Source organism: Arthrobacter sp. S39, from assembly GCF_004320525.1.
Classification (GTDB): Bacteria; Actinomycetota; Actinomycetes; order Actinomycetales; family Micrococcaceae; genus Arthrobacter.
This window is the reverse complement of sequence record NZ_SIHX01000004.1, coordinates 162,854-176,969: the sequence shown is the minus strand read 5'-3', so window position 1 is coordinate 176,969 and position 14,116 is coordinate 162,854. Positions and strand designations below refer to the sequence as shown.

Annotated in this window: 14 protein-coding genes; 3 read left to right on the top strand and 11 right to left on the bottom strand. The window is 63.2% G+C overall.

Annotated features, from left to right (window positions below; all coding sequences use genetic code 11):
* The 4 genes from EYS21_RS09890 to EYS21_RS09875 form a co-directional block, all read right to left on the bottom strand.
* Positions 1 to 1,674 carry a ubiquinol-cytochrome c reductase cytochrome b subunit gene (locus tag EYS21_RS09890; protein WP_131133035.1) on the bottom strand — a complete coding sequence of 558 codons (1,674 nt, stop codon included), beginning with the start codon at positions 1,672 to 1,674 and terminating at the stop codon, positions 1 to 3.
* Positions 1,652 to 2,722 carry a Rieske 2Fe-2S domain-containing protein gene (locus EYS21_RS09885; protein ID WP_131133034.1) on the bottom strand — a complete coding sequence of 357 codons (1,071 nt, stop codon included), beginning with the start codon at positions 2,720 to 2,722 and terminating at the stop codon, positions 1,652 to 1,654. Before EYS21_RS09885 ends, EYS21_RS09890 begins: the two co-directional genes overlap by 23 nt.
* A 101-nt stretch (positions 2,723 to 2,823) precedes the next feature.
* The gene (locus tag EYS21_RS09880; protein ID WP_131133033.1) at positions 2,824 to 3,612 is read right to left on the bottom strand and encodes a cytochrome c; all 789 of its coding nucleotides are present in this window, start codon (positions 3,610 to 3,612) and stop codon (positions 2,824 to 2,826) included.
* Positions 3,613 to 3,699: 87 nt separating this feature from the next.
* Positions 3,700 to 4,338, bottom strand: a complete 639-nt coding sequence (locus EYS21_RS09875; RefSeq protein ID WP_207307733.1) for a heme-copper oxidase subunit III — start codon at positions 4,336 to 4,338, stop codon at positions 3,700 to 3,702.
* Between the two features lie 148 nt (positions 4,339 to 4,486).
* Here EYS21_RS09875 and trpD point away from each other — a divergent pair, with 148 nt between their 5' ends.
* A complete protein-coding gene (gene trpD, locus EYS21_RS09870; protein WP_131133032.1) occupies positions 4,487 to 5,545 on the top strand; it encodes an anthranilate phosphoribosyltransferase in 1,059 nt (352 codons plus the stop codon).
* A 65-nt stretch (positions 5,546 to 5,610) separates the two neighbouring features.
* Here trpD and EYS21_RS09865 read toward each other — a convergent pair whose 3' ends face one another.
* Both EYS21_RS09865 and EYS21_RS09860 read right to left on the bottom strand, forming a co-directional pair.
* Positions 5,611 to 5,892 carry an Lrp/AsnC ligand binding domain-containing protein gene (locus tag EYS21_RS09865; RefSeq protein ID WP_131133031.1) on the bottom strand — a complete coding sequence of 94 codons (282 nt, stop codon included), beginning with the start codon at positions 5,890 to 5,892 and terminating at the stop codon, positions 5,611 to 5,613.
* A 107-nt stretch (positions 5,893 to 5,999) separates the two neighbouring features.
* Positions 6,000 to 6,398, bottom strand: coding sequence for a DUF3054 domain-containing protein (locus EYS21_RS09860; RefSeq protein WP_131133030.1), 399 nt, complete (start codon positions 6,396 to 6,398; stop codon positions 6,000 to 6,002).
* 113 nt (positions 6,399 to 6,511) lie between these two features.
* Between EYS21_RS09860 and EYS21_RS09855 the strand changes: the two genes are divergently transcribed.
* Positions 6,512 to 6,907, top strand: coding sequence for a VOC family protein (locus EYS21_RS09855; RefSeq protein WP_131133029.1), 396 nt, complete (start codon positions 6,512 to 6,514; stop codon positions 6,905 to 6,907).
* Between the two features lie 23 nt (positions 6,908 to 6,930).
* Positions 6,931 to 7,401 (top strand): VOC family protein, encoded by a 471-nt coding sequence (locus EYS21_RS09850; protein WP_131133028.1) that lies wholly within the window; start codon positions 6,931 to 6,933, stop codon positions 7,399 to 7,401.
* Positions 7,402 to 7,626: 225 nt separating this feature from the next.
* Here EYS21_RS09850 and EYS21_RS09845 read toward each other — a convergent pair whose 3' ends face one another.
* The 5 genes from EYS21_RS09845 to EYS21_RS09825 form a co-directional block, all read right to left on the bottom strand.
* Positions 7,627 to 9,135, bottom strand: a complete 1,509-nt coding sequence (locus EYS21_RS09845) for a glycoside hydrolase family 32 protein (RefSeq protein ID WP_131133027.1) — start codon at positions 9,133 to 9,135, stop codon at positions 7,627 to 7,629.
* 105 nt (positions 9,136 to 9,240) lie between these two features.
* Positions 9,241 to 10,848 (bottom strand): ABC transporter substrate-binding protein, encoded by a 1,608-nt coding sequence (locus EYS21_RS09840; protein WP_131133026.1) that lies wholly within the window; start codon positions 10,846 to 10,848, stop codon positions 9,241 to 9,243.
* A 70-nt stretch (positions 10,849 to 10,918) separates the two neighbouring features.
* Entirely contained in the window at positions 10,919 to 11,878 is a 960-nt protein-coding gene (locus EYS21_RS09835; RefSeq protein WP_242633367.1) for a carbohydrate ABC transporter permease, read from the bottom strand.
* A 7-nt stretch (positions 11,879 to 11,885) separates the two neighbouring features.
* Entirely contained in the window at positions 11,886 to 12,860 is a 975-nt protein-coding gene (locus EYS21_RS09830) for an ABC transporter permease subunit (protein WP_131133025.1), read from the bottom strand.
* Entirely contained in the window at positions 12,857 to 13,900 is a 1,044-nt protein-coding gene (locus EYS21_RS09825) for a LacI family DNA-binding transcriptional regulator (protein ID WP_242633366.1), read from the bottom strand. Before EYS21_RS09825 ends, EYS21_RS09830 begins: the two co-directional genes overlap by 4 nt.
* Between the last annotated feature and the right edge of the window lie 216 nt (positions 13,901 to 14,116).

Sequence of the window (14,116 nt, the reverse complement as noted above, 5' to 3'; positions counted from 1 at the left end):
TTAGTGGCTGAGGCTCTTGCTTTCCTCGGCAGCTTCCACCGCAGGGGCGTGGTGGCCGTGTGCGGCCTCCAGCTCTGCCGGAGTTGCGGGGGCGACCCGGTCCTCGAAGAACCACCTGGACAGGAATGCCCGCTGCTTTTCCTTACGCGTCACGATGCCGTGATCGTTGGGTACGGCGGGCAGCGGTACGGGAGACTCGAAGCCGACGAGCTTGTAGCGCTTGTACTCATCGAGGGGTGCGTGGACTTCGATGAACTCGCCGTGCGGAAGGCGCACGATGCGGCCGGTTTCGCGGCCGTGGAGTGCGATTTCGCGGTCCTTGCGCTGGAGTGCCAGTGCGACGCGCTTGGCGACGATGTAGGCGATGACCGGTCCGATGAAGAACAGCGTCCGGAGCCAGTAGGTGACATCGTTCAGCGACACGTGGAAGTGCGTGGCGATGAGGTCGGAACCTGCTGCTGCCCACATGACGCAGTACCAGACGAAGCCTGCGACGCCGATGGCGGTGCGGGTCGGGGCGTTGCGCGGACGGTCCAGCACGTGGTGTTCGCGGTTGTCCTTGGTGATCCAGCTTTCGATCCACGGGTACATGAACATAATCGTGAACAGGATGCCGGCCGGGACCAGGGCCGGCAGCAGGACGTTCAGCGTCAGCGTGTAGCCGAAGATCACGTACTCAAAGTGGAAGTCGCCGATAACACCGGGCATCAGGCGCAGGGCGCCGTCAACGAAACCGATGTACCAGTCGGGCTGGGTACCTGCGGAAACCGGTGAGGGGTCGTACGGGCCGTAGTTCCAGATCGGGTTGATGGTGAAGAAGGCTGCCATGAGGGCCACAACACCGAACACGATGAAGAAGAAGCCGCCTGCCTTTGCCGCGTAGACCGGACCGAGGGGGTAGCCAACGACGTTTCCGTCGTTGCGGCCCGGGCCGGGGTACTGGGTGTGCTTGTGCACAACCACCATGAACAGGTGCAGGACGATCATCAGCAGGATCAGTGCCGGGACCAGGAGGATGTGCAGCATGTACAGGCGGCCGATAACGGCGGTGCCCGGGAACTCGCCTCCGAAGAGGAAGAACGAGGTGTACGTGCCGATCACCGGAATCGACTTGATCACGCCGTCGATGATGCGCAGGCCGTTGCCGGAGAGCAGGTCATCGGGGAGGGAGTAGCCGGTGAAGCCGGCAGCCATGGCCAGGATCAGCAGGACGCCGCCGACAACCCAGTTCATTTCACGCGGTTTGCGGAACGCGCCGGTGAAGAAGACGCGGAGCATGTGGACCGCGATGGACGCCACGAACAGCAGTGCTGACCAGTGGTGGACCTGGCGCATGAACAGGCCGCCACGGACATCAAAGGTGATGTCCAGGGACGAGCTGTAAGCCACCGACATTTCGACGTTCTGCAGCGGGATGTACGAGCCGTCGTAGTGCGTCTCCGCCATGGACGGGTCGAAGAAGAACGTCAGGAACGTACCCGACAGCAGCAGGATGACGAAGGAATACAGCGCCACCTCGCCAAACATAAACGACCAGTGGTCGGGGAAAACCTTGCGTCCGAACTCCCGCAGGATTCCGGAGCCTCCAACGCGTGCATCGACGAAATCGGTGATGCGTCCGGCTTTAGTCGTGGCGACGAAGGCGGGGGCTTTAGCTGTTGATGATGCGCTCATGCTCATCACGCTCCCAGTAACTCGGTCCAACAGGTTCTTTGAAGTCGCTGGTAGCGACCAGGTAGCCCTCGTCGTCAACTGCGATCGGCAGCTGGGGGAGTGGCCGGCTGGCGGGGCCAAAGATCACTTTGCACTCTTGTGTGAGGTCAAAGGTGGACTGGTGGCACGGGCACAGCAGGTGGTGCGTCTGCTGCTCGTAAAGAGCAACCGGGCAGCCAACGTGGGTGCAGATCTTGGAGTAGGCAACGATTCCGTTGTAGCCCCAGTCTTCGCGGCCCTTTGAAGGGTTCAGCGATGCGGGGTCCAGGCGCATGAGCAGCACAACGGCCTTGGCCTTTTCGTTGAGCTTTCCCTCATGGAGTTCATTCAGGCCTTCGGGGATGACGTGGAACGCCGAGCCGAGGGTGACATCGGAAGCCTTGATGGGTGTTCCGTCGGGGTCCCGGGTGAGGCGCTTGAGTTTGCCTTCCACGGGTGCCCACATGGTGTGCGACAGCGCCTTATCGGGGCGCGGGCCCAGGTCACCGAAGATGGCCAGGGCGGGAAGGGGTGCCAGTGCCACAGCCCCAAGGAGGGTGTTGCGGATCAGCGGGCGGCGCTTGATGCCCGTTTCGTCAACGATGTCGTCGACGATGCGGACTGCGGCCTGCCGGTCGTCCTCCGTGCGGATCGCGTGGCGTTCCTCGGAGACTTCGTGGTCCGGCATCAGGGCCTTGGCCCAGTGCACGATGCCGGTTCCGATGCCCAGCATGGCGAAGGCGGTGCCCACGCCGAGCAGTGCATTCTGGAGCCGGATGGTGGCGATGTCGGCGCCTTCACCCAGGTCGATGGCGAAATACGCCACCAGGAAGATCAGTGTGCCGACAACGGAGGTGCCAAAAAGTAGGGCGACCTGCCGTTCTGCACGCTTGGCGGCCTTCGGATCCGTGTCAGCCAGGCGCAAACGGTGCGGAGGAAGCCCAGGATCCTGGAACTTCTCCACCTCATTCTGACCAGCCGTAGCTACGGTGCCCGAGTGGTTCGGACTGCCGTCACTATGGTTGCCCATAATTCGCCTCATCCTTCTCTCGTCCCGGCTTATGCCGAGTTAGTTTTGCAATTTCAAACTGCTGACGGATCAGCAGGAGTTCTAATGGTGTTGCGGAGCGCCTAGGACGTCCGCGACGTCAGCCAGATGGTGAACGCAATGATGACGCCCAGTCCTGCTACCCAGACAAACAGGCCTTCCGATACCGGGCCGAGGGCCCCAAGGTCTGCCCCGCCGGGGGAGCCGTTGGCTTCGATCTGCTTGAGGAAGGTGATGATGTCGCGCTTGCCTTCAGGGGAGACGTTGGCGTCGCTGAACACCGGCATGTTCTGCGGGCCGGTGACCATGGCCTCGTAGATGTGCTTCGCGGAAACGTCTGCCAGGGCAGGCGCGAATTTTCCGCGGGTCAGGGCGCCACCGGCAGCAGCGGCGTTGTGGCACATCGCGCAGTTCACGCGGAAGAGCTCGCCACCTTCGGCGGCGTTGCCCTGGCCATCGAGCAGGTGTTCTTCAGGGATTGCCGGGCCGGCTCCCAGGGAAGCTACGTAGGCTGAAAGCTGGTGGGTCTGCTCGTCGTTGAACTGGGCCGGCTTCTTGTAAGCCTGGGGTCCGTTCATCTGCATCGGCATGCGGCCGGTGCCCACCTGGAAGTCAACCGCCGCGGCACCTACGCCGACGAGGGAGGGGCCGTCCTGGGTGCCGCTGGCACCCATTCCGTGGCAGGTGGCGCAGTTCGCTGCGAAGAGCTTCTCGCCTTCGGCGGTGTCATTGGCGCTGTAGCTGGTGGTCGATGCCTTCGCCTCGTTGACGGTTGTGGCAACGGCGTAGAGCCCACCCGTGACGAGGAGCCCCATCAGGAGCAGCGCTATTGCTGCTAGCGGGTGACGTCGCTTTTGCGAGAGTGCCTTCACGTGGTGGTTCCTTTATTCGATCCTGCGCCGGCTCCGAGAGCCGCTTCTTGAAATTCTGCCTCTTGTAGAAAAAGAATCAAAGCTTGACTACTTGAGTACGTAGATGACCAGGAAGAGGCCAATCCATACGACATCCACAAAGTGCCAGTAGTACGACGTGACAATCGCTGACGTCGCCTCAAAGTGGCCGAACTTCTTCGCCGCGAACGAGCGGCCCATGATGAAGAGGAAGGCGATGAGGCCGCCGATGACGTGAAGGCCGTGGAAGCCGGTCGTGATGTAGAAGGCGGAGCCGTACGCGTTGGAAGACAGCGAAACGTGCTCGGAGACGAGCATCGCGTACTCGGTGGCCTGGCCGGCCACGAAGAAGCCGCCCATGAGGAACGTCAGGGTGAACCATTCGTTCATGCCCCACCGGGAGAACTGGAACGGGCCGCCGGACTTCCGGGGCTGCAGCCGTTCGGCGGCGAAGACGCCCATCTGGCAAGTAAAGGAACTGGCCACGAGGACAATCGTGTTAACGAGCGCAAAGGGGAAGTTGAGCTTGGCCGTCTCTTCCGCCCACATCTGTCCGCTCGTGGAGCGCAGTGTGAAGTACATGGCGAAGAGACCGGCGAAGAACATCAACTCGCTGGACAGCCACACTACGGTTCCAACGGAAACCATATTCGGGCGGTTCAGCGTGGGGTGCGCCGGGGTACTGGGGGCATGGGTCGCAGATGTCACATAGACATTATGTCTATAAAAGTCCGTACTTCCCAACGCAAACCGCCTTTTGGGAGGACTTTTTCTACAAAGACGCGAAATCACCGGGAAAAGTTCCCGGAGGGGTTCACATTGGTCAGGGCGCAGCGTCGGTCGATAGCATCAGGGAGTGACTTCACTCGCATCGGCACCGGCGGCAGGCAATACCTGGCCGCGGCTCATCTCGGCTCTCATCAGTGGCGCGGACCTTACCGCTGACAACACGGCGTGGGCCATGGACACCATCATGTCGGGGGAAGCGACGCCCGCCCAGATCGCCGGTTTCCTGGTTGCCCTCAGCGCCAAGGGCGAAACAGTGGAGGAGCTCTCGGGCCTGGTCGAAGCCATGTTGGGCCACGCGAATCCGGTCAATATTTCCGGTGAGAAGCTCGACATCGTGGGCACCGGCGGGGACCAGCTGAACACGGTGAACATCTCCACCATGGCCGCCCTGGTGGCGGCCGGAGCCGGCGCCAAGGTGGTCAAGCACGGCAACCGCGCGTCGTCGTCCTCCTCGGGTTCCGCCGATGTTCTGGAGGCGCTCGGGGTCAGGCTTGACCTGCCCATCAGCCAGGTGGCCCGGAACGCAGAAGAGGCAGGAATCACGTTCTGCTTCGCCCAGGTGTTCCACCCGTCATTCCGCCACACGGCGGTTCCGCGCAGGGAACTGGCCATCCCCACCGCCTTCAACTTCCTGGGCCCGCTGACCAACCCGGCCGGGGTCCAGGCTTCCGCTGTCGGCGTGGCAAACGCCAGGATGGCGCCGCTGGTCGCCGGTGTGCTGGCCCGGCGGGGCAGCCGTGGCCTGGTATTCCGGGGCAATGACGGCCTGGACGAACTGACCACCACCGGCCCGTCCACCGTCTGGGAAATCAGGGACGGCACCGTGACGGAACTGGAGTTTTCGCCCGCCGACCTGGGCATCCGCCGCGCGACCGTCGAGGAACTTCGCGGCGGAGACGCACAGGTGAATGCCGCCGTCGTGCGTGATGTCCTTGCCGGCCACCCCGGACCCGCACGGGATGCCGTCCTGCTCAACGCCGCTGCGGGCCTGGTGGCCTTCGACCGTTCGGCCGACGGCGACTTCCTGGAGCGCATGCGTTCAGCGCTTGACCGCGCGGCCGCCTCGGTGGACTCAGGGGCCGCGGCGGCTGTCCTCGACCGCTGGGTGTCACTGAGCCACGGATAAGGAACCCCCACATACAAGAGCAGGGCCCGGCTGGAAGCCGGGCCCTGCTTGGTTAACTTGAGCTGCTACTGCTCGAAGCCAAGCGAGAAAGCGGCGTCGAGATCGTGCTGGGAGTAGGCGCGGAAGGCGATGTGCGTGGTCGTGTGGACCACGGCCGGAACTTTCGAGAGGCGGTCGGCAATGACGTCGGCCAGGTCCTCATGCCTGGCTACCCTGGCGACCGCAATCAGGTCCCATTCACCGGTGACCGAGTACACCTCGCTGATGCCCTGGATCGCGGAGATCTCCTCCGCGGTTTCGGGAATGCGGGCGGCGTCGGTTTTGATCAGAACGAATGCGGTGATCACTTTCAATCCTTCCGGATCTGTTGCGCCGTAGCAGTGCCCGGCAAGACTGTTCAGTGCTGCCAGCCTATTACATGGGCACGCTCCGCAGGCCCAGTTTCACGGCCGGGTCAGGACCTTCTGAGCTTGCGAACCAATGCAAGCAACGCCCGGTAGCCCACCAGGAACAGCCCCAGGCTCAGCAATGCCACAATGACGAAGGCAATCACCACTGTCTGGCCCGTCAGGGCCCGAAGGATCATGCCGCCAGCAACGGCGCCGAGCCATGCAATGACGCCGGCCGATAGGGACAGTGGCCGCCGTCGTACCCTGCCCGCCAGCCACGCGATGGCCGCGCCGGCCAGGAAGGGCCAGGCGGTGAGGAACACTCCGGTGATGATGTCGCCCCGCTGGTGTGCGTCCCTCCCGATCGCGGCGAAAACCAGGATCAGGACCATATCGGCCAGGGCTGCGGCAAGGACGGCCTGCCGGCCGCTGTTAGGGGTGCGTTGCTGGGTCTGGGAAGTCATGGCTTCGAGCCTAGCCTTGTGGCGTACGTGTCCGGGAAACCCTGGTTGCTGCGGAGCCCGCGATTGCGGAAGATTGCAGGACAGACCGTGCGGCATATCACCAGGGAGGCACCGTGCGCTTGATTCAGGTGGCCCAGCAGGCCCATGACCTTCAGCGCGCAGCGGCGTTCTATACGAAATTGACGGGAGTGGAGCCCACGGCAGTCTTTGACCCGCCCGGGCTGCTGTTCTTCGATCTCGACGGCGTCAGGCTGCTGCTGGAGCGCGGGGCGCCGTCGTCAGTGCTCTATTTGGAGGTGGACGACGTCGGTTCCACTGTCCGGACGCTGCAGGACGGCGGCGTGGAGATTGTTGCCGCACCGCACGTGATCTTCCACCATGCTGACGGAAAGCTGGGACCCGCCGGCACTGATGAGTGGATGGCCTTCATTAAGGACTCTGAAGGGAACACCGTGGGGCTGGTCAGCAGGCTTTCCCCGGCCGTTGTGCAGGTACCGCCCCCGGACTAGGCTCGAGCCGGAAGGGAGCACCCATGCACAAGATTTCCACTTGCCTGTGGTTCGAGAACCAGGCCGAAGAAGCCGCCGAGTTCTATGTCTCAGTCTTTGACGACTCCCGGATACTGGAAGTCTCGCGCTACGGCGAGGGCGGCCCTGGTCCCGCGGGTGGAGTGATTACCGCTGAGTTTGAGATCGAAGGGCGCAGGTTCCTGGCGCTGAACGGGGGAGCGCCGTCCAACTTCACCGAGGCAGTCTCGTTCGTCGTTGACTGCGAGGGCCAGGGAGAGGTGGACCGCTACTGGGCGGCGCTGACCGATGGCGGCGCCGAGAGCCAGTGCGGCTGGTTAAGGGACCGCTATGGTGTGTCCTGGCAGATTGTGCCGTCGGCGCTCGGATCGCTGATCGGCGGGCCGGATCCGGAGGGCGCCCAGCGCGCGATGCAGGCCATGCTCGGAATGCGCAAGCTTGATATCGCCGCCCTTCAAACCGCCTATGAGGGCTAGCATCTTTCCGGCGGCGCGCCGATGAACAAGCCGCTGTGGATCGGCACACTGGTCGGCGCTGCGATCGGGATAGCTCTCGGGCTGGCAGTTTTCCAGAGCCCTTTCGTCGGTATGTTTGTTGGGGCCGCCCTGGGAGCCGTTGCCGGTGCGGGTGTTCGTCCGCGGCGCTGAGCGGCCACGGTGGAGGGGCCACGTCGGGACGAAACCCGCCCCACCAGGACCGCGTCAGGCGAATCGGGTGATGTCCAGGCTATTGATGGTCACTGTGCCGCCGAGGGCGTAAATGGCGACGTCGGTACTCGTGGCCGCCGGGAAGATCAGTTCCGTCATGGTGACCTGGCCGTCCTGGGCGAAGATTTCAACCGAGCAGCGGTCCACATAAATGTCGAGTTTGTAGGAGCCGTCGACCGTGTGGATGGGGGCCGCGTCGACCGAGGGGAAGGATGCGTGGAAGTCGGTCCGCCCTGATGTCCGGCGGTCGACATGGAGCGTGCCTTGTTCCGGCCGGATGCCGATGCGCGTTCCGTGGGCGCCGTTTCCGCGGATGACAAGGCCAAACTCGTCCGCGTCGCCGGGGGTGAACCTCGCCTCGATCCGCTGAACGGTGCCGGCCGCCCCGTCCAGGACACGGGTGCAGTCCGACAGGTCCGTACTTGCAAGGGTGAAGGAATGGCCGGCCCCGGAAAGTGCTTCGAAGTCGCCGGTGGCCTGTTGGACCAGCCGAGGACTTCCGTCGACAGTGCCGAGTGACACTTCGCGGGCCATGGTCATGGGGCTCCGCCACGGTGAGGTGGGGATCTGGTTGGCGTATTCCCAGTTGTTCATCCAGGCGATCATAAGGCGGCGGTTATCGGGGGCGTCGCTGAAGGATACTGCGGCGTAGTAGTCCCGGCCCCAGTCCAGCCACTGGTACTCACCCAGCCGGGCGGGGTCCTGGAGTCCTTGGGTCACGGTGGTTTCCGACGTGAACGTGGTCCCGTCGAAGTCTCCAACGAAGTACTGCCCCGCGGAGCCGTTGTTGGGCCCGCCCGGGTTGAGGTTGACGGTGAGGACCCACTTCAGGTTTCCCGGATCCCCGTCCACGGGGAGGGGGAAAAGGTCAGGACATTCCCAGACGCCGCCGGTGGCGTTGGCCGGGCCAAATGTGCTCAATGGCACCCAGCTCAACAGGTCCTCGGATTTGTAGAGCACCACCTGGAAGTCCGTGGCTTCCACGGCGACCATGACCCAGTAACTGCCGGCGCCGCCGTCGTACCTGATGACTTTGGGGTCGCGGAACTCTGCTGAGCCGCGGCTCAGGACGGGGTTGGCGGTGTGTTTGGTCCACGTGTAGCCTCCGTCCAGGCTGTAGGCCAGCGACTGTGCCTGGAGCCCCGCGTGCTTGGAGCCGGTCTTGTATGCGCTGGTGTAGACGGCCACCAGGGGCGGAGCCGAGTCGGTGCCGAAACCGCTGGTGTTGTCCCTGTCGAAGACGATGCTTCCGGAGAAGATGTCTTCTTCCTCGTCGCAGGCGATGGCGACGGGGTGTTCCGTCCAGGTGGTCAGGTCAGGGGAGGTGGCGTGTCCCCAGGACATGTTGCCCCAGACGTTGTCCAGCGGGTTGTTCTGGTAGTAGAGGTGGTAGACGCCGCCGTGGAAAATCAGGCCATTGGGGTCATTGAGCCAGGTGTTCCGGGCGGCGTAGTGCAGCGCCGGACGGAAGGTGTCGGCCGTGGTGGCGGTCGCGGCAGTCATGAACGTGGTTCTCGTTTCTGTGCAGGTCGGGTGGGGAACACCTGCCTGAGGGTCCCTGTGGGTTGGGTGGGCCGGTATGCGCCGGCCCACCCGGGTACTTCGGAGTTAGGAGTTCTTCTTGTAGCGGTCGTAGGCCTGCTGGTAGACCTCAATCATTTTGTCGACGCCGACGTTCTTGAGCTGGGAGACGTAGCCGTCCCATTCCTGCTCGATGCCGCCGGAGACGATCCATTTGGCCATGTTCTGCTTGACCAGGGACGCGGCGTCCGTTTCGATGGTGCCGATCTGCTGGAGTTCCTCCGTGGAGAGGGCCACCGGCGGGTAACCGTCGTTAGCCGCGAAGGGCTTGTAGTTTTCTTCCACGGTCTTCTGGCGTGCGGCGGCGCGTGGTTCAGGTGCGACGACGGTGGTGAAGTTTTCGGCAGTGTTGGCCTTCGGGCCGCCTGGGGCGACCTTTTGGCGGCGTTCGCCTTCGCTGGTGCCGGCCGGGGCGGGGATCTGGGTCAGGATGCCGGTGGCGTCCTTTTGCAGGGTTTCACCGATGGGTCCCCAGTTGGCCTGGGCGGACTGGATGGGGTCGTAGAGGTTGTCGGCCCAGCGCATGGTCGCCGCAGGATATTTGTTGGTCCGCGTGACGGCGAAGGCGCCGCGGGCGATTTCCTGGTTGTTGGACTGGCTGGCGATCCGCTTGCCGTTCACGCCTTCGAGGACCGGGACCAGGGAGTAGTTGTTGGCGCGGTCGGCGCCGACCATTTCGGGGATTTCCCACCAGACGAAGGAGCCGAGGTTTTCCGTGGCGGCCTTGCCCTTGGCCAGGTAGGCCTTGTCGTCCTGGGAGAAGGATTCGGGATCGATCAGGCCTTCCTGGTACCACTCGTGCAGGGTCTGGATGGCTTTTTTGTAGCCGTCCTGGGTGGGAGTGAAGATGACTTTGTCGTCCTGGACGATGCGGTGGTCCATGTTGTCCGGCACTCCGCCGAGGGCGGCGATCAGGTCAACGATGTCCCCGCACCAGGAACCGGGCATGAAGCTTAGCGGGATGGTCTTGCCGGTCCCGGAAGCGTCCCGGGTCTTGAAGGCCAGCAGCGCATCATGGAACTCATCGATGGTCTTCGGCATCGGGATGTTGAGCTTCTTGAGCCAGGCGGTGTTGATGGCCAGTTCGTTGGGGAACTGGACCAGGCCGAGCTCTTCCACCGACGGCAGGGAGTAGATGTGCCCGTCCGAAGAGGTGATGGCTGCCTTGATGTCGGGCCGGTCCGAAAGCAGCTTGGAGAGGTTGGGCGCGTTCTTCTCGATGAGCCCCTCGAGGGGGATGAGGGTGCCGCTGGCCGAGTAGGTGGCGATCTCGGCGTCGGTCAGTCCCGAATTGAAGAACGCGTCGGGCAGGTCACCGCTGGCGAGGATGAGGTTCTTCTTTTCCTTGAAGACCGTTTCGGGCAGGTTCTCCCAGTTGATGTGGACGTTGGTGGCCTTTTCCCATTCCTTCACCACCGTCATGGTGTTGTAGTCCGGGGCAAGGGCTGCCTTCGTGCCGGAGAACGTCAGGTCGAGCTGCTTGCTGACGATCGGAAAGCCAGTTTCCTGGAAGCCGAAGTCCGCGGAGGCGTCTTTGATCTCCGTGGTGCCCGAGCCGCCGCCGGAGCAGGCGGTGAACATCAATGTTCCGGCCAGGACGGCGCCGAGGGCGGCGAATTTGCGGCTGAATGCCATGGTCATTCCTATTCTGAAGTGGGGATACTGCATCTGAGAATTACTGAGGGGGATATTGCGGGGGTTGGAGCTATTTGACGGCGCCGATCATGGCGCCCTTGGTGAAGTGCTTCTGCATGAATGGCAGGGCAATCATGAGTGGCAGGCTCGAGACGACGATCATGGCGTATTTGGTGAGCTCTGCGATCCGTTGCGCGGCGGCATAGGACTCGATGTCTCCGCCGGTGGTTCCGGTGGATGAGACGTCTGACTGGATGAGGATGTTGCGCAGGACCAGCTGCAGCGGGTACTTGGAGTCGTCGTTGAGGAAGATCAGTGCGTCGAAGAACGAGTTCCATTGCGCCACCACGTGGACCATGATCATGAGCATGATCAGCGGCTTGGACAGGGGGAGCACCATCTGGAAGAAGAATTTGAAGTCCGTTGCCCCGTCCATCTGGGCGGCTTCGCGCAGCTCGTTGGGGATGGTGTGTTCAAAGAAGGACCTGGCGATGATCAGGTTCCACACGCCCACGGCGCCGGGCAGGACTACCGCCCAGACCGTGTCCAGCATGCCCAGGTCGCGGACCACCAGGTACTTGGTGATGAGGCCGCCGTCGAAGAACATGGTGATGACGAACAGGAGCATGAGGATTTTCCGGCCGGGCATGTCCTTGCGGGACAGTGCGTAGGCGCCGCACAGGATGGTGCTGACGCTGATGGCGGTGCCGAGGACGGTGTAGATGACCGTGTTGCCCAGGCCGTTCCAGATCCGGCTGTCGGCAAAGATCCGCTCGTAGCCCTCGGTGGTCACGCCGGAGGGAAACAGCCAGACCTTGCCTTCGTAGACGGCGTTGGGGTCGCTGATGGAGGCGATAACGATGAAGTACAGCGGATACACCACGGCGAGGATGGACAGCAGCAGGACGGTTGTGGCCGCGATGTTGAAGGCACGGTCACCGTATCGGTCCCGCAGTGTCTGCTTGGGGCGGCCCGGGCTGCTGGCCCGGTTGGGGTGGTTGAGGGTGCGGGGGTTGGTTGTCAGGGACATGTTGTCATCACCACAGGGTCGCTTGGTTGGCCCGGCGCGCGATCGTGTTGAAGACGAGCAGCAGTGCCAGGTTGAGGAGGGAATTGAACAGGCCGATGGCGGCCGAGTAGCTGAACTGCGCCTGCTGCAGGCCCGCGTGGTAGACGTAGGTCTGGATGATCTCCGAGGTCGAGAGGTTCAGTGGCGTCTGCATCAGCAGGGCCTTCTCGAAGCCGACGTTGAGCAGGTTGCCGATGGCGAGGATGAACAGGATCGTCACTACGGGCATGATGCCCGGCAGGTCGATGTGCCGGATGCGCTGCAGCTTCGAGGCGCCGTCGACCTTGGCCGCATCATGCAGTGCCGGGTCGATGGCAGCAAGGGCCGCGAGATACACGATCATGGAGAAACCGGCGTTCTGCCAGACGTCCGAGATCACGTAGATGGGCCGGAACCACTCCGCGGAGCCCATAAAGAAGATCGGCTCACCGCCGCCGAGCTGAATTGCGTTGTTCACGAGTCCCGACCTGGGGGAGAGAACCACGAACATGATGCCCACCACCACGACGGTGGAGATGAACGCCGGCGAGTACAGCACTGTCTGGGTGAACTTCTTGAACCTCTCGCTCTGGAGCTGGTTAACCAGCAGGGCGAGGATGATCGGGATCGGGAAGGCCACCAGCAGGCCCAGGACAGCGATCCACAGGGTGTTGCCGACGACCTGGCCGAATTGATAGGAGTTCATAAACCGGATGAAGTGCGTCAGGCCCACCCAGGGGCTGTCGGTGAACCCGTCCACCGGGTTGTAGTTCTTGAAAGCGATCTGCACGCCGTACATCGGCCAATACTTGAAGACCACTATGTAGATGATCGCGGGGGCTAGTAATACGTATAACTGCCAGGCGCGGGAAATCCTCTTCAGGCGGAGTGCAAGAGAATTTTTTGGTTGCGGCAACGGCGCCGCGGCAGGACGCCCGCGTCGGGCCGGGATGGTGCGGCTCATGGCATCTCCTTAGGATGGGTGACTGAGTTCCGTTCAATCAGAGGGCAGTCCATGAGCTCGACCCGGCCGTCGGGTTCCGCATCCTGGAGGATCAGTTCAACCGCGCGCCGGCCCATGGCGACGAACGGCAATTCAAAAGTGGTCAGTCCCGGCCGGAGGAACGGCGCCAGGGTTGCCTGATTATCGAAGCCCACAATGGACACGTCGTCCGGAATCGAGAGGCGCAGGTCCGAGACGGCCTGGTAGGCGCCCCAGGCGCCGCGGTCATTGGCGCAGAAGATCGCTGTCGGCGGGTGGTCTGAGGTCAGCAGCTCCATCGCATACTTGTAGCCGTGTTCCTCGCCGCCCTGGCCGAAGCGTACCAAGGCAGGATTGATGTCCAGTCCGGCTTCCTCAAGTGCCGAGCAGTAGCCCTCGTACCGGCCGACTGCGGCAGGGAGACCGCTTTCAAGGGTTTCGATGTTGATCAGTCCCACCCTGGTGTGGCCGCTTTGGAGTAGCCGGCGGGTGGCTGCGTAGCCGCCTTTGACTTCATCCGGTGCGACGCTCGGGACCCGGCCGGCCCGGTCCTGTGAATTCAGTACGACGGATCGGACGCCCGTCAGGGCCTCCGGAACGTCCAGGCGGCGGTGGTACATGGCGGCGTAGACCACGCCGGCAACCTTGTAGGAGAGCATGGTGTCCAAGGATGCGGCCTCAAGGTCCCTGTCACCGCCGGTGTTGACGGTGAGCAGCAGGAGCCCGTCCTCCCAGGCCCGCTGCTGCGCGCCTTCGATGATGGCGCCGGCAAAAGGAGTGGTGGCGACGGAATCGCCGATGAACCCGATCATGCCGGCGACGCCCTCGCGGAGGACTTTGGCATGGGCGTTGGTGCGGTAGCCGAGGCGGTCCACGGCGTCCCGGACGCGCTTGCGGGTGTCCTCGGAAAAACGCGACCCAGCGGCCGAGTTCAGCACCAAGGAAACGGTGGCCTGTGAGACGCCGGCCGCAGCAGCGACGTCGTGCATTGTCGGTCCGGACTTAGGCCGTGATCCAGCCATGGGCACCTCCTTGGGCCTTCGGTAATTTCGGTGAGTTATTCGTATAACTTGGTGTAACTGTATCTTGCATCACATCGGCCGTCAACAGGGGGATGAGGGTGATGTTGAGGGGAGGGAAATGGGCATGAATGATGCCGCGTCCGGCGGCCGCCAACCGTGCGGAAATCCGTTTCGGGGTGGATCTGCGGTCGGGCAACCCGGTGCGAGATAGAGGAG